Raw genomic sequence first — 15,274 nt, 5'->3', positions numbered from 1 at the left:
ATGAAAACACGTTCCGATACCTTGCTTACACGCACAGCTCTTATTGAGGCGACGAAGGCATCGCTTCTTCGCCTGACTCCCCGTTATCAGGCACGCAATCCTGTCATGTTTGTTGTCTTCGTGGGCTCGGTTCTGACGCTTATGCTGTTTATTTATAGTCTGCATGTGCGAGGGACGGAACCTTCATGGTTTATTGCGGCTGTGAGCATATGGCTGTGGTTCACGGTGCTGTTTGCCAATTTTGCTGAAGCAGTGGCGGAGGGAAAGGGTAAGGCACAGGCCGAATCGCTTAGAAAAGCGCGGCAGGATATTATGGCTAAGAAGCTCACTAATCGTGCGAGCCGTTCTGTGGCTGCGGTGCCAGCAAGTGCGCTGCGTAAAGGCGATCTCGTGCTGGTGGAGGCTGGCGATTCTGTTCCCGGTGACGGCCAGGTACTGGAAGGTATTGCCTCGGTCGATGAAAGCGCCATTACCGGAGAAAGTGCTCCGGTCATACGCGAATCAGGTGGAGACCGTGACGCTGTAACAGGTGGCACGCGTGTGCTTTCTGACTGGCTCATTGTAAGCATCACCTCTAATCCGGGCGAAAGCTTTCTTGATAAGATGATTGCCCTAGTCGAGGGCGCAAAACGCCAGAAAACGCCTAATGAAATTGCGCTTGGTATTCTGCTTGCCGCAATGACGATCATTTTTCTGCTGGCCTGCGTCACGTTGCTGCCATTCTCACTTTACAGTGTGGAGAAAGCAGGGCAGGGAAGCCCGGTTAGTATCACAGTGATCATAGCACTGCTGGTGTGCCTTGCTCCTACAACGATTGGCGGATTGCTGTCCGCTATAGGTATTGCGGGTATGAACCGCCTGATCCGCGCTAATGTTATTGCGACATCCGGGAGGGCAGTGGAAGCCGCTGGAGATGTCAATATTCTGCTGCTGGACAAGACCGGGACGATCACTTTTGGCAACCGACAGGCGGATGCTTTCTTTCCTGCTGAAGCTGTTCCCATACAGGAACTTGCAGAAGCGGCAGAGCTCGCTTCACTGGCCGACGAAACACCTGAAGGCAAAAGCATCGTTGCGCTTGCGCATGGTAAATATGGCGTGCAGAAAAAGGAATGGGCTGCATTGGGGGCGACTTTTGTACCTTTCAGCGCTGAGACGCGTATGAGCGGAGTCACTATCGGCGAGCGTCATATTTTTAAAGGTGCGGGCGATGTGATTGCGAAGCATGTCGCTTCGCTGGGAGGCGTCATGCCTGCGGGGGTGATACGTCAGAGCGAACAGATTTCGCGTCAGGGAGGTACGCCACTGATTGTATGCGAGAATGCGAAAGTGCTTGGTGTCGTTTATCTCAAGGATATCGTTAAAGGTGGGATTAAGCAGCGTCTTGCCGAACTGCGTGCGATGGGCATCAAGAGTGTCATGGTCACAGGCGATAATCCACTGACAGCGGCAGCCATTGCCGGGGAAGCAGGCGTGGATGATTTTATCGCGCAGGCGACACCGGAGACGAAGCTACGTTATATCCGCAAAATGCAGGAAGGCGGTGAACTCGTTGCCATGGTCGGCGACGGTACGAACGATGCGCCAGCACTCGCGCAGGCGGATGTGGCGGTTGCCATGAATACCGGTACGCAGGCGGCCAAGGAGGCAGGTAATATGGTGGATCTGGATTCCAGCCCGACAAAGCTGATCGAGATCATTGAGATCGGCAAGCAGTTGCTGATGACGCGCGGTGCGCTTACGACGTTTTCCATTGCCAATGACATCGCCAAGTATTTCGCTATTATTCCGGCGGCGTTTGTAAGCACTTATCCGGCGATGAAGGCACTGAACATTATGGAGCTTACCTCGCCGCTTTCGGCCATTCTTTCCGCCGTTATTTTCAATGCACTAATTATCGTGTTCCTGATTCCGTTGGCGCTTAAGGGCGTCAAATACCGTCCCGCCGGTGCGTTGGCGTTGCTGCATTACAATATCCTTGTCTATGGCGTAGGCGGTATGGTCGTGCCATTTATCGGCATTAAAATAATCGATATTATTCTGACCTTCACGGGGATCGCATGAGCCTGTATCTTCATTCCAGCTTCCGACTGTTCCTAATCTTTTCCCTGCTCTTTGGCGGAGCCTATCCTCTAGCAGTCACCCTGATTGATCAGACCCTCTTTTCTGTAAAGTCGCAAGGCAGCCTGATCAAAGCCGGTGACGGCAAGATTCTCGGTTCTGCGCTGATAGGCCAGAATTTTACCGATCCGAAATATTTCTGGGGTAGGCTTTCGGCCACGGGCCCGCAGTCGTATAATGCTGCTAACTCCAGTGGCAGCAATTTAGGCTCGGCGAATCCGGATTTGCTTAAGGCTGTGCAAGGGCGTATTGAAGCGTTGAAGAAAGTTGACCCTGGTAATAATACCCCTATCCCTGTGGATCTGGTAACGGCTTCCGGCAGTGGCCTTGACCCTGATATCAGCCCGGCAGCAGCGCATTACCAGGCAGCACGTGTGGCGCGGGCACGGAGCATGAGCGAGGAAGTAATAGAAGAGCTAATTCAGAAACATACGAAAGGGCGGCAGTTCGGTATATTGGGCCAGCCGCACGTCAATGTTTTAATGCTAAACCTTGATCTTGATGGTAAGCTATAGGCGTGAATGAACGCGAAAACAGGCCTGACCCGGAGCAACTCCTCAGGAAGATCAAAGCTGAGGAGCGCAGTGCTGTTCGCGGTAAACTTAAGATATTCTTCGGCGGCTGTGCAGGCGTCGGCAAGACCTATGCGATGCTGGCTTCCGGGCATCAGCTTTTGCTGGATGGTGTGGATATTGTTGCAGGTGTGGTGGAAACGCACGGCAGGGCGGAGACGCTTAAGCTGCTGGAGGGAATGCCGGTTATCCCCCAGAAAGAACTTTCCTACCGGGGCATGACGGTCAAGGAATTCGATATCGATGCTGCACTTGATCGCAAGCCTGCCATCTTGCTGCTGGATGAACTTGCCCATACGAATGCTCCCGGCTCGCGTCATGCCAAACGCTGGAACGATGTGGAAGAACTGCTGGCGGCAGGTATTGATGTTTATACGACGCTGAACGTCCAGCATCTGGAAAGCCTGAATGATATGGTCGCAGGCACAACCGGTGTCTGGGTGAAAGAAACGGTTCCCGATTCCGTGTTCGATAACGCGGAAGATGTCGTGCTTGTCGATATCAATGCCGATGAACTGCTTAAGCGCTTAAGTGAAGGCAAGGTCTATATCAATGAACAGGCCCGCACACGCGCAGCCGAGCATTTCTTCAAGAAAAGCAATCTGATTGCATTGCGGGAACTGGCGCTGCGCCGTACGACGGAGCGTGTGGATGCACAGATGGATGCCTATAAGATCCGCGAAGGCATCCGTGGCTTGCAGCCGGTGGCGGATAAGCTGCTGGTGTGTGTAGGGCCTGATCCGTTATCGGAAACGCTGGTGCGTTCGGCCAAACGTATTGCCGCAGCGTTTAAGGCTCCGTGGACGGCTGGTTATGTTGAAAATGCGCGTCATTACCAGCTTGGTGATGAACAGAAAAAAGTGCTGGAATCGCATCTGCGCATGGCGGAAAGGCTCGGTGGTAAAACGGTAGTGCTCCAGGGCACGAATGCGCTTGATGAGATCATGGCCTATGCGCGCGATAATGGCATTACTAAGATCGTCATCGGCAAGCATAATAAGCCGCGCTGGCGAGAGATAGTCTTCGGCACGCTAGCGGATAAGGTCATCCGTAAGAGTGGTTCTATCGATGTTTATGTGATTACCGGAGATATGCCTGAACACTCCCTGCAAGAACGTGCGAATGAACTGGTGCAGTTTAAGCCAGCACTTTATCTGCAAGCAATGCTGATCATCGCGCTATGTACATTGGCTGGGGTAGGCGCAAGGGGCTTCATCAAGCCCATTGACGAAGTGCTGATCTATCTTGCGGGTAATGTCGTGGTATCGGCGAGATTAGGGCGAGGTCCCTCCGTGATGTATGCGCTGCTCAGTGCGGCCTGTCTCAATTTCTTTTTCATCGAGCCGCTTTACACACTGCAGATCTATGACCGTTCCTATTGGATGACACTGACGGTCATGCTGGCCACGAGTCTTGTAATCAATTCCTATGCCTCCCGGTTACGACTGCAGGCTTTATTTGCGCGTAAGCGTGAGCGTCATTCGCAGATGTTTTACGCCTTTACGCGCGAAATGGCTGCTACACGCGGTCACGTTGCGCTTTCTGAAGTGGCTGCGCGTCATATACGTGATTCAATCGGGGCGGAAATTGTTGTGTGTCTTCCCGGCCCGGATGACATATTGATGCCTGTGTGGGGGAGCCTTCCCCAACGCGATGTCATTAAGGAAAATAGTCTTGTGCAGTGGTGTTTCAGTAATTCGCGGCCCGCAGGACTCGGCACCGATACCATGTCCAGCGCTGATGCGTTTTATGCTCCGCTTGTGACGGCAGATAGCACTGTGGGTGTCCTGGGCGTCATTCCGCGAAAAAGTACAGCGAGATTTTCCCCGGAAGAGCGTTCGCTTATCGAGACGTTTGCGAACTTACTGGCTTCGGGAGTGGAACGCGCCAACGCAGCGGAAACGGCGGAGAGGCTGCGTGTGGATGCGGAAGGGGAGAAACTGCGCAATACGCTGCTTTCTTCCGTATCGCACGATCTGCGCACGCCACTTGCTTCCATTACGGGATCATCCGGCATCATTGCTACTGACGCAAGCAGGCTCAGCAGCGATCAACTGCGTGAGCTTGGAGCTTCAATCAACCAGGAAGCGACGCGCCTTTCGCGTATTGTTACGAACATGCTGGACGTAACACGTCTGGAATCCGCTAATTTTCAATTGAACAAACAGCCTTATTTTATTGAAGAGCTGATCGGTTCGGTGCTTGTCCGGCTTGCGCCTCAACTGGCGCAACATGATGTGCAGACACATGCTGCGCCTGATCTTCCAGTAGGCGAAATGGACGGGGTTCTGATTGAACAGGTCCTCACGAATCTGCTGGAGAATGCGACAAAATACACGCAGCCTGGAAGCATAATCTGTATTGAGGTATCCGGCACCTCCTCACAGCTTCATATCTGTGTTTCTGATAATGGTCCCGGTATTCCTGCGGGTGAAGAAAAAAGAATATTCGATAAATTTTACACTGCAAACCGGGGAGAAGTCGCTAAAGGTAGCGGTCTTGGCCTTGCGGTATGCCATACGATCATCACCGCGCATGGCGGCAGCATATGGGCCGAAAACCGCCCTGAGGGTGGTGCAGCATTTCACTTTACATTACCGGTGGCAGTATGAACAAGATACGTGTTCTGATTATTGAAGATGAACTGGAAATCCGCAAGCTGCTGAAGGTCATTCTTACTGAGGGCGCTTATGACTTGAGTTTTGCGGAGAAAGCGGCAGAAGGCATCAAGCTTGCCGCAACCCATCCGCCCGATATCATCATTCTCGATTTAGGCCTGCCGGATATGGATGGGCTGGAGGTTATCCGCAATATCCGCGAATGGAGTGCATTGCCTATCATTGTGCTTTCCGCGCGCGGGCAGGAACAGGATAAGGTAGCGGCGTTAGAACTGGGGGCGGATGATTATCTGACTAAGCCATTTGGTTCAGCGGAGCTGCTTGCGCGGTTGAAGGTTGCATTGCGCCATGCCCAGAAAAATATGCAGACACAGACGCCAGTATTTGAGACTGGGGAGGTCCGTGTGGATATGGAGAGCCGTCAGGTATTTGTCAGCGGTATTGAAGTCCATTTGACGCCGACGGAGTATAAGTTGCTGACTATTCTTGTGAAACATGCGGGTAAGGTTGTCACGCATTCGCAATTGCTTAAAGAGGTTTGGGGTAAGCATTCCAACGAAAACAGCCATTATCTTCGTATTTATGCGCAGCATTTGCGTAAGAAACTCGGCGACAATCCTATGCAACCGCGCTATATCGTGACGGAAGCAGGGATCGGTTACCGGTTTTTAGCGTAGTTTTTACGTTTTATTTACGCTCCTTTTGTCCCTTGATACGCTTCTTATACGCAGAAAATCCTAGGATAATGGAAACACTAATCCAGGTTATTTCATGCATAATGATCCGTCGGTACCGCAAAAGGAAACTTCTGCCCATTCCCAATGGATGCAGTTATCGTTTGTGGCATCCACTGCCGCTATTCTTTCTGATTTTGTAGGATTACTCGCTGCGCAACGCAATGCGGCCAAAGCAGTTATGGGAACGGTTCTCGCCAATATAGCCGCATGGGGTACGGCGATCTATGCCCAGTACCGGGCGCATAATGTCAGCATGGAAGAAAAGGATAAAGACAGGCAGGAATTACTGCAGGCTGCCCGCAGTGAGGCAAAGACGGCTGTAAAGGAAGAGATTGGAGATGGTAAATGGCAGCAAAGTGTGAATAATGGTGCAACGCCGGGGAAAAACAGTATCAGCAGGTCTTAAACCATTCAGCTTACAGAGATTTACTGTAATGGTGTTACACTATCCGTCCAAATCATCAATTCACGCAATATCTGCATACGGGTTCGCAAAGCAATTCCGTATTTATCTCAGGGGATTCGCTTTCCGTCTTTTACGGTAATGACGCTGCCATCTGACAATGTATGCATACCATTTGTGGCTGCTACCCTGGCTCCATCGGGGAAAACCGTATAAACGGAATTATCAGAATCTATTTCGATTTTATTGCCGTCTTTTGTTTTAGTGACTATGGATTTGCCCGGTGTGGTGGTAATGGTAGTCGTGCCGGTTGGCGTTTGAATCATCGTTGTCGTATCCCCAGGTCCATTGGTCACCTGCGTTACATTATCCGCAGCAGCGATGGCACTCATCGCCATGTAACCTGCCACTGCGAATAAAAAACCTGTTATTGATTTCATATATTTGCCTTGATGTTGGTTGAAATGCTCCTATTTTGGATAAGAAAAAATAAGAAAACCATTTGTTTTTTATATCAAAGGTTGGTTCGCACCGGACTCGCAGCACCGCTATTATTCGTTTATATCCTGTATGACCAAATACTTGCATCTCATTAAGCTTGCCGTCGGGCCAAGGTCTTTGAAGGACCTGCAGGACTGGCAAACCCGGCTGGCTTGCGAGAAAGCGGCTAAAGGGCAAAAAGGCGAGATTATCCATATCACACGCAGCACGCCGAAACGGGCTGAAGAGGTATTAGCCGGCGGTTCTATTTATTGGGTTATCAAAGGTTTTATCGTCGGCCGTAATCGCATTCTTGAGCTGCGGCCTATGATGTATGACGATATGCCGCATTGCGGTATCGTTTACGAGCCTGAATTAATTCGCGTTACACCTCAGCCGCGCCGTCCGTTTCAAGGGTGGCGTTATCTGGAAGGGAAGGATGCGCCGCCTGATCTTGAGGGCGATATTCGCGATATGCCCGATCCCATGTTACGCGAATTAGCAGAACTTGGGCTGCTTTAATGGATTTATGATTATTCCGCTGCAAATTGCACAATAACGCCGCGTTTTTTAAAATATGACTGCATCAGCTTTCGGCCTTCACGATTGGGCTGCATAAGTTTTGCGGTATCGACTGTTACTGCCTTCATGCCCTGTTCATGCATAATAGATTTTAATGTATGGATATGCGTATCCAGTTTCTCATTATCATTTTTCAAAGAGGCGTAAATATTATCAAGTGCTTCTTCCAGGGCTTTATTGGTCATCTTTTTTCCTCATTGTATTTATTAAAGCCAAACTAAGTGTTGTTTTATAATAAGTAAATTGGAAATCTTGGTTTATAGCCCAATAGTATTTTGGGTTGCATTATACAATCTCGGGATGTTAGTGGATTTATTAATATATTTTAGGATATATTTGAATCTGTGATTTGCAGAACGGTAATTCAAGTAAAGTATGGTGTCGTATCGGGACAGAGAAGCTGAAGACAAGAGCTTTTTCTTTTGCATTGCCAGCATGCGTCCTGCCGATGCTGCCAGGACTGCGCAATCCTATGCAGAAAATTTTGCACGGCATGGCCATGAAAAAGCTGTTCCTACGCTGATCTTTCTTGATAATAAGCCCGAGCATATGGACGCGGCGGCAAAGGCCAAATATGAGGCTGAACTAGAGGAAATGCGCGTCGCTCTCCAAGCCTGCAAGAACGATGTTTATGTGGTGATGCCCGAAGACAAACAACGCTTCATTCAATCCATGAAAGAGAAATTGCTTGCGGCACGGCCTGATTGCGCTGGAAAAATTGAGGAAGGGCTGCTGGAAAACATGCTGGGCGGTTCCTGCGGCGGTAATAAGAACGCCATGCTGCTTTATACGACAGGCAGCCGTATGGTGAATGTGGATGACGACATGCGGCATTATGAATTGGCTGGGCGATTTAATATTAACGATTACCGCGGGCCAAAAAATGAACTCTTTCATGGCCGTGAACAATCCATCAACGGTGAGCCGGTTTATCAGACACTCAAAGAATTTGAGCCTTACCGGCACCAAGAATTTGAGACATGGAAAAAAAGCATCGCCGACATTCTGCGGAAGCCGATATTCGTGAATACTTACGATGTCCTGGGTGCTTATTTCTCCGTTATGCAGCCGGTGAAGAAATTGCCTCCACTACCCACTTATAAGTTTGTTAACTGTACAGACAGTGAGCCTTATACTAACACCACCGATAGTGCCCCTTTTCATAACTTCACGCATTTATACCCTTGGCTGGATAAAACAAAATACAGCGAATCTACCAGTCCGGATTCACAAACTCTCGTGAAGGATTATTCGGAAACAGATATTTTTGATGGGCTTAAACCTTATACCATCACGATGGAAGGCAGAAAAGATATAAGCGAAAGGGAGGCCGGAGGGCAGTTATTACCTGATGCGAGGCGTGTCCGGTTTGTGCAGGGCTTTAAAACCGGATTGCCCGATTATGATGCAGCGGATTTCTTACGTTATGCTACGCATTATCCGGAGCTGGAAAATCCTGATGCCATGCATTGTGCATTTGTTGCTTCCACCAATGACCGCAGTGGTACGCCGATGCTGGCGTCAGAAGGTTACTCGATTGATGGGGGGATTCTCGGTATCGATAACCGGGACACAGGCGTGGGCCCATTCATTCGGGGTTTGCGGGTGGATGATTTTGCCATGCGTCTCGAATCGCTTAAGCCGGATTGCTTAACGGCGTATATTCCGTTCGGGCAGACACATCTGCGTTCACCGGAACGCAGCAATATCGGGAAAGCCGTATGCGATGAAGATATCGGCACGCTATTGAAGATCAAGCTGCTGAATGCCAGAGGGCAGCATGCAGATATTGATACTTCCGTCAGTGACGAAATCATTGCTGCCATGCTGGAGAATGCCCGGGATTGGGCTGCTGAGATAGCGCATGAGATCGAAGCTGCGCGGGATGGGGGCACAGCAGCCCGTATCGCTATGCTTGAAACGATGCAGCAAGAACTCTCTCATGCCTATAAGGGATTCGATCCGAAGGCATTCGGTGAATATGTGCGTCAATCCATCCAGCAGGAAGCGGATATGTATCTGAGTCTGAGCGAGCTTTGGCCGGACATGCGGGAAATCATCAAATCCCATCCGCAGGAACTTCCGCTGACCAATGGAAAGACCGGAGAGAAAACCAACCTCGATACTATTCGCAGGCAGCATGGGCGAGATCATAATTTCTCTATGACCTATCATCGTGCTCCACTTGCCAATTTTGATGATGATACTATTCGGCTTCACTTGGATGTATCTGCTACACGGGACTTAAGCTTTATTAAATCACACAGCGTTGGACAGGCGGTTACTTTGCAGACTCAAGGGCGTGCGCGTTAACTCGTAAGAAAAAGATACATCATTAGTATCTTAATCATGCATTCTGCATTATAAGCACAGCATGCAGCTTACTCTCACTCAGCCTGTCATGGAATCTTATGAACCTGCGCATGTGCATGGTTCTCCAATACACATACTGCACAAGCATTACGGTTATAAGCATTTTCGGGGACAGCAGGCGGAGATCATCGACCATGTCATCGCCGGAGGGAATGCATTTGTGCTGATGCCTACAGGCAGCGGCAAGTCGCTGTGCTATCAGATACCTTCTTTGTGCCGCCATGGTGTAGGTATTGTCGTTTCTCCGCTTATCGCGCTGATGCAGGACCAGGTCGCTGCGCTCAATGAACTTGGCATACGCGCTGCGGCGATCCATTCCAATATGACTCCTGCGGATGTAAGGCAGACAAGGAATGCCATTCGCCAGGGGACGATCGATCTGGTTTATGTCGCGCCGGAACGTCTGCTGATGGATGATTTCCTGGATTTGCTTGCGCAGTCTCCGCTGGCATTGTTTGCGATTGACGAAGCGCACTGTATCTCGCAATGGGGGCATGATTTCAGGCCGCATTACACGCAGCTGACCGTGCTTGCGGAGCGTTTTCCTCTGATTCCACGCATCGCACTCACGGCTACGGCGGATGCGCCCACGCGCAAAGATATCATCGAGCGTCTCAGCCTCTCACAAGGCAAAGCATTCTTGGGCGGCTTCGACCGTCCGAATATACGTTACCGCATTGCGATCAAGGATAATGCAAAACAGCAGGTCCTTCGTTTTATCATGCAGGAACATGCGGGTGAGAGCGGTATCGTCTATTGTTTCTCGCGCGCGCAAACGGATGAAATGGCAGCCTGGTTATGCGGGCAGGGACTTAAAGCTTTGCCGTATCATGCGGGCATGGCATCTGAAGAACGCAGCCGTAACCAGGAACGTTTCCTGCGCGAAGATAATATTATCATGGTGGCGACGGTGGCGTTCGGCATGGGGATCGATAAGCCGGATGTGCGTTTTGTTGCCCATATGACGATCCCGCGCAATATTGAAGCGTATTATCAGGAAACCGGACGGGCAGGGCGTGACGGTCTGCCGGCGGAAGCGTTTATGACTTACGGCATGAACGATGCTGCACAGCAGCGTAATTTCATCCACCAATCCAACGCGCCTGAGCACCAGAAGCGCATCGAGCACAGCAAGCTTAATTCTTTGCTCGGATTGTGCGAAGCCACGCGCTGCCGCAGGCAGATCATGCTGGAGTATTTTGGCGATACCGGCTCGCCTTGCGGCAACTGCGACACCTGCCTGTCGCCGCCGGAAGGGTTTGACGGGCTTATTGCGGCGCAGAAAGCGATCTCCTGTGCGTGGCGCACCGGACAGCGTTTTGGTGTGTCGTATCTGATCGATGTATTGCTTGGCCAGGCGGACGACCGGATGCGTAGCTTTGGGCACGATAAGGTCAGCACGTTCGGCATCGGTAAGGAATATAGCAGGCAGGAATGGCAAAGTATCTTTCGCCAGCTCGTTGCTCATAATCTGCTGGATGTGGATATTGCAGAACATAGCGGTCTCAAAATTACCGCTGAAGGGGAGCGTTTCCTACGACAGAAATATCCGATCCGGTTCCGTAAATACGAAGGTAAGCGCAGTCTGCGGAAAACAACACAAGCGCGTTTTTATTCCCCTGCGGCAAATACGGCGGAAGAAAAATTATTTCTGGCGCTCAAGGAAAAAAGAATGGAGCTGGCCAGAACCCATAACCTCCCACCCTATGTCATTTTCCATGACAGGACGCTGCTTGAGCTGGCGCAGGTGAAACCTGAAACCCCGGAAGAGATGCTCGAGATAAGCGGAGTAGGGGAAGCCAAAGTGCAACGCTATGGCGAGGATTTTTTACAGGTTATTATAGATAACTTGTAAAGATCCTACTTCGGTCTTCTTCCGCCCGGTTTCCCGCCGCGCCTGTTATGGGATGCCTTAGGATTGGCGGAACGGCTATGTTCGCGGTGATGATGGTCTTTCCCATGCTCGGCCTTGCGCGCATTATCACCACGTGGACCGTTACGATGATTGCCGCCGGAAGCGAGCTGGCGTTCTGGATGATGGTTCGTTGTAAGAGGCTGCAATTTCACCAGCGTTGGCGTGGGTACTACTTTCAGTTCGCGCCGTATGGTTCTTTCAATGTCACGCAGCAGTTTCTTTTCCGTTTCATCGCAGAACGCTATAGCAACACCGCCGGTTCCGGCACGTGCAGTGCGGCCGATGCGATGAACATAGCTCTCCGGCTCGTCCGGAAGATCAAAGTTGATAACATGGCTCACATTGTCAACGTCGATCCCGCGTGCCACAATATCGGTGGCCACTAGAACACGGACTTTCCCGGTTTTGAAGGCTTCCAATGCCTTCTGCCGCGCGCCTTGTGATTTATTGCCGTGAATAGGGGCGGAAACAATTCCGGCATTTTCCAGCTGGTTTGCTATACGATTCGCCCCATGCTTGGTCTTGCTGAAGACGATGACTTTATCCATCGCCGGATTTGCAAGCAATGTCACCAGCAACGCGTTCTTCTCGCTTCGTTTAATATGATGGACGCTTTGGTCGATCCGCTCCACCGTGACCACTTTCGGCGTCACTTCGACCTTCACGGGATCTTTAAGGATGCTATGCGCCAGAGAGCTGATGGAAGGCGGCATGGTTGCTGAAAACAGCATGGTCTGGCGTTCTTTGGGAATAGTGGCGATAATCTTTTTGATATCTTTGATAAAGCCCATATCCAGCATACGGTCGGCTTCGTCGAGCACGAGATGCGACACGGCTTTGAGGTCTATATGCCCTTGATTAATCAGATCGAGCAGACGTCCCGGCGTGGCGATAAGCAGGTCCACGCCTTTGGACATGTAATTCACCTGCGGACCTTGTGATACGCCGCCGAAAATAACGCAGTGGCGCATAGACAGATGCTGGCCGTAATCATTGCAGTTATCGGTAATCTGCACGGCAAGCTCACGTGTGGGCGCTAATATCAGTGCGCGCGCGCTGCGGGGAACGTAAGGCTTCTGGGTCTGAAAGAGTTTCTGTAACAGCGGCAGGGAAAAAGCGGCTGTCTTTCCGGTTCCCGTCTGCGCAATGCCAAGCATATCCTTACCCTCCAGCAATGCAGGAATCGCATTCAGCTGGATCGGGGTGGGGTGGGTATAATTATTATTGGCGAGCACGCGTGTAATGGGCTCTATAATGCCAAGTTCCTGGAAAGTGCGGGTAGTCACAGATATCCTTTTCTATAGGGCTATTGCCCTTATTTTTAATGGCTATATTCAAAACACCATTATAAAAAAGGGCTTTGAGGGCGCACATTTCCTACTCGGCGGGCAGTTTTGGGTCAAGCACAACCTTTGGGTGATATATAACAGCATGAAATATAAAGGAGAATCTTTGCCATGGACCGTATATATTCTGGAATGTGCCGACCAAACGCTTTACACGGGTATTACAACCGATATGGAGCATCGTCTTGTACAGCACGCTAATGGCACAGGCGCAAAATATACAAGAGGCCGTGCACCGTATAAGGTACTTCATATGGAAGAACATTCCAGCAGAAGTGACGCGTTGAAACGCGAAGCGGAAATTAAGTCTCTAACGAGAGAACAGAAACTGGCGCTTATCGGGGAATAGAGCCATGCAGATCTTTGTGGATAATGATGCCTGTCCGGTGAAGGAAGAAATTCTTCGTGTTGCTGAACGGTATGTGCTGCAGGTAACGCTGGTCAGCAATCAGGGAATGCGTCCGATTCGCCTGCCAAATGTAAAACAGGTCGTGGTAAGCAGTGCATTCGATGCTGCGGATAATTGGATCGTAGAGCAGGTTAAGGCAGGCGATATTGTTATTACCGCTGATATTCCGCTTGCTGCGCGATGTCTGGATAAGCATTGTAAAGTTATCAATCATGCAGGGCATATATTTACGGCACAGAACATAGGTTCTGCATTATCCTTGCGCGAATTAAACGCTCATCTGCGGGAAGCAGGAGAGATCAGTGGATACAATCCCAGCTTTTCCAAGAAAGATCGCTCCCAGTTTCTGCAGTCGCTGGATATGCTGATCCAGAAGAAATAGGTTATGCAAAAACAGTGTGTGCATTATAGGCTAAGCCGAGTCCAACGCTGCCAAACTTATTCTCTTTGGAGACTTCCGCTGCCGGAAAATGCTCCTGCACAAGGCGGTTAATCGCGGGCAGTTCGCTTGAACCGCCTGTGAGAATTACGAGTTCGATCTGGTGTTTTTCAATTCCGGCGAGCTTGATGCATTCTTCGATCGACAGGGAAATTCTTCTGATGCATTCCTCAATAATCTTTTCAAATTCCTGTACGGTTACGGCGACGCTAAAGCCAAGTCCCATGCGGTTGAAGTCGCTATGCACTTCTGCATGATCGGTCAGTTTTATTTTTGCGTGTTCGACTTCCTGCAGGAAAGCATGCCCAAGTTTCTGCTGCTGAACGTTCAACAGGCGCTCCAGTTTTTGCGGTTCCAGCGCTTTGCGCAGTAAGTCCTCAGTGTTTTTGATGGCCTGCCGCGTCTGCGCGAAATTGACCTTCGACCAGTCGGACAGTTCAATGTAAGGGGACAGCGGCACCTGGAGAATCTTCGCGTTTTCAAAGTCGGAACGGTAACTGGAATGAAGGCCGAGATAGGGCATAAATGCCTGCATGGATAAATGCTGATCGAAATTTGTACCTCCCACTCTTATACCGGTAGTGCCAAGAATATCCTGTTCACGATTGGCAGCAGGTGATTTCTGGTTAGACAGGCGGATGATCGTGAAATCGGACGTGCCGCCACCTAAATCGATTACCAGCGAAAGTTTTTCGGTCTTCACATTCTGTTCATGCGCAAATGCGGCGGCAATAGGTTCGTATTGAAAGACCACATGCTTGAATCCCAGCGATTTGGCTATATCTTCCAGGGTTTGCTGAGAGAGGCGGTCCGCTTCCTGGTCGTCATCATGAAAATGGACGGGGCGCCCGAATACCGCATTCTCAATTCTGTCCCCGCAGAATGACTCCGCCTTTTGTTTGAGATGGCCAATATAGGTGGATAAAATATCGATGAAACTTTGGGAACGGTTTTGTACAACGGTTTTTTCCTGCATCAGGGAAGTGCCCAGGATCGATTTCAATCCCCGCATCAATCTGCCTTCTTCACCCTCCATATAGGTCCCAATGGCTTCGCGTCCGAAAAGAATATTGCCGTCGTCGCAAAAAAACAGGGCGCTGGGCAGGGTGAGGTTATGCTTTTCAAGGGGGACAAGTTTCACCTCGTCCTTGCCGGATATGGCGCATGTTGAGTTGGACGTGCCGAAATCGAGCCCGCAGGATAGTTTCTTACGCATTTCTTTGTGATTCTCTTTATGGTTTGCGAGCTTGATACCATAAACAGTCTTGCTTGAAAATAG

14 protein-coding genes are annotated in these 15,274 nt (G+C 50.3%); 10 read left to right on the top strand and 4 right to left on the bottom strand.

Annotation, left to right across the window (positions count from 1 at the left end):
• The 5 genes from kdpB to VFT64_11805 all read left to right on the top strand — a co-directional run bounded on the left by kdpB (window position 1) and on the right by VFT64_11805 (window position 6,454).
• Window positions 1-2,064 (top strand): potassium-transporting ATPase subunit KdpB, encoded by a 2,064-nt coding sequence (gene kdpB / locus VFT64_11825; GenBank protein HEU5048518.1) that lies wholly within the window; start codon window positions 1-3, stop codon window positions 2,062-2,064.
• Window positions 2,061-2,636, top strand: a complete 576-nt coding sequence (gene kdpC, locus VFT64_11820; protein ID HEU5048517.1) for a potassium-transporting ATPase subunit KdpC — start codon at window positions 2,061-2,063, stop codon at window positions 2,634-2,636. Before kdpB ends, kdpC begins: the two co-directional genes overlap by 4 nt.
• Before the next feature lie 2 nt (window positions 2,637-2,638).
• Window positions 2,639-5,305 (top strand): sensor histidine kinase KdpD, encoded by a 2,667-nt coding sequence (locus VFT64_11815; protein HEU5048516.1) that lies wholly within the window; start codon window positions 2,639-2,641, stop codon window positions 5,303-5,305.
• Window positions 5,302-5,988: a response regulator gene (locus VFT64_11810; protein HEU5048515.1), complete on the top strand. Its 687-nt coding sequence runs from the start codon at window positions 5,302-5,304 to the stop codon at window positions 5,986-5,988. Before VFT64_11815 ends, VFT64_11810 begins: the two co-directional genes overlap by 4 nt.
• Before the next feature lie 94 nt (window positions 5,989-6,082).
• Entirely contained in the window at window positions 6,083-6,454 is a 372-nt protein-coding gene (locus tag VFT64_11805) for a hypothetical protein (GenBank protein ID HEU5048514.1), read from the top strand.
• A gap of 107 nt (window positions 6,455-6,561) precedes the next feature.
• Here the strand turns inward: VFT64_11805 and VFT64_11800 are convergent, their stop codons facing one another.
• The gene (locus tag VFT64_11800) at window positions 6,562-6,891 is read right to left on the bottom strand and encodes a hypothetical protein (GenBank protein ID HEU5048513.1); all 330 of its coding nucleotides are present in this window, start codon (window positions 6,889-6,891) and stop codon (window positions 6,562-6,564) included.
• 130 nt (window positions 6,892-7,021) lie between these two features.
• On the opposite strand from VFT64_11800, the gene VFT64_11795 reads away from it, so the two are divergent.
• A complete protein-coding gene (locus tag VFT64_11795) occupies window positions 7,022-7,453 on the top strand; it encodes a DUF1489 domain-containing protein (protein ID HEU5048512.1) in 432 nt (143 codons plus the stop codon).
• Between the two features lie 11 nt (window positions 7,454-7,464).
• On the opposite strand, the gene VFT64_11790 is transcribed toward VFT64_11795, so the two are convergent.
• Complete coding sequence (locus VFT64_11790; GenBank protein HEU5048511.1) at window positions 7,465-7,698, bottom strand: hypothetical protein; 234 nt, start codon at window positions 7,696-7,698, stop codon at window positions 7,465-7,467.
• Window positions 7,699-7,948: 250 nt separating this feature from the next.
• On the opposite strand from VFT64_11790, the gene VFT64_11785 reads away from it, so the two are divergent.
• Window positions 7,949-9,826 (top strand): hypothetical protein, encoded by a 1,878-nt coding sequence (locus VFT64_11785; protein ID HEU5048510.1) that lies wholly within the window; start codon window positions 7,949-7,951, stop codon window positions 9,824-9,826.
• A gap of 61 nt (window positions 9,827-9,887) precedes the next feature.
• A complete protein-coding gene (recQ, locus tag VFT64_11780) occupies window positions 9,888-11,741 on the top strand; it encodes a DNA helicase RecQ (protein HEU5048509.1) in 1,854 nt (617 codons plus the stop codon).
• A 5-nt stretch (window positions 11,742-11,746) separates the two neighbouring features.
• On the opposite strand, the gene VFT64_11775 is transcribed toward recQ, so the two are convergent.
• A complete protein-coding gene (locus VFT64_11775) occupies window positions 11,747-13,087 on the bottom strand; it encodes a DEAD/DEAH box helicase (protein ID HEU5048508.1) in 1,341 nt (446 codons plus the stop codon).
• Between the two features lie 166 nt (window positions 13,088-13,253).
• On the opposite strand from VFT64_11775, the gene VFT64_11770 reads away from it, so the two are divergent.
• Together VFT64_11770 and VFT64_11765 are read left to right on the top strand one after the other, a co-directional pair.
• A complete protein-coding gene (locus VFT64_11770) occupies window positions 13,254-13,496 on the top strand; it encodes a GIY-YIG nuclease family protein (GenBank protein ID HEU5048507.1) in 243 nt (80 codons plus the stop codon).
• Window positions 13,497-13,500: 4 nt separating this feature from the next.
• Window positions 13,501-13,938, top strand: a complete 438-nt coding sequence (locus VFT64_11765; protein HEU5048506.1) for a YaiI/YqxD family protein — start codon at window positions 13,501-13,503, stop codon at window positions 13,936-13,938.
• Between the two features lies 1 nt (window position 13,939).
• On the opposite strand, the gene VFT64_11760 is transcribed toward VFT64_11765, so the two are convergent.
• Window positions 13,940-15,211: an Hsp70 family protein gene (locus VFT64_11760; protein ID HEU5048505.1), complete on the bottom strand. Its 1,272-nt coding sequence runs from the start codon at window positions 15,209-15,211 to the stop codon at window positions 13,940-13,942.
• Between the last annotated feature and the right edge of the window lie 63 nt (window positions 15,212-15,274).

This window comes from Rickettsiales bacterium, assembly GCA_035765535.1.
Taxonomy (GTDB): Bacteria; Pseudomonadota; Alphaproteobacteria; order Rickettsiales; family JABCZZ01; genus JABCZZ01.
This window is presented reverse-complemented; position numbering and strand designations above follow the sequence as displayed.

Coding starts and splice junctions, on each gene's coding strand:
- recQ (HEU5048509.1), top strand. CDS start 9,888: ATGCAGCTTACTCTCACTCAGCCTGTCATGGAATCTTATGAACCTGCG.
- VFT64_11760 (HEU5048505.1), bottom strand. CDS start 15,211: ATGCGTAAGAAACTATCCTGCGGGCTCGATTTCGGCACGTCCAACTCA.
- VFT64_11795 (HEU5048512.1), top strand. CDS start 7,022: ATGACCAAATACTTGCATCTCATTAAGCTTGCCGTCGGGCCAAGGTCT.
- VFT64_11810 (HEU5048515.1), top strand. CDS start 5,302: ATGAACAAGATACGTGTTCTGATTATTGAAGATGAACTGGAAATCCGC.
- VFT64_11765 (HEU5048506.1), top strand. CDS start 13,501: ATGCAGATCTTTGTGGATAATGATGCCTGTCCGGTGAAGGAAGAAATT.
- VFT64_11800 (HEU5048513.1), bottom strand. CDS start 6,891: ATGAAATCAATAACAGGTTTTTTATTCGCAGTGGCAGGTTACATGGCG.
- kdpC (HEU5048517.1), top strand. CDS start 2,061: ATGAGCCTGTATCTTCATTCCAGCTTCCGACTGTTCCTAATCTTTTCC.
- kdpB (HEU5048518.1), top strand. CDS start 1: ATGAAAACACGTTCCGATACCTTGCTTACACGCACAGCTCTTATTGAG.
- VFT64_11790 (HEU5048511.1), bottom strand. CDS start 7,698: ATGACCAATAAAGCCCTGGAAGAAGCACTTGATAATATTTACGCCTCT.
- VFT64_11785 (HEU5048510.1), top strand. CDS start 7,949: ATGCGTCCTGCCGATGCTGCCAGGACTGCGCAATCCTATGCAGAAAAT.
- VFT64_11805 (HEU5048514.1), top strand. CDS start 6,083: ATGCATAATGATCCGTCGGTACCGCAAAAGGAAACTTCTGCCCATTCC.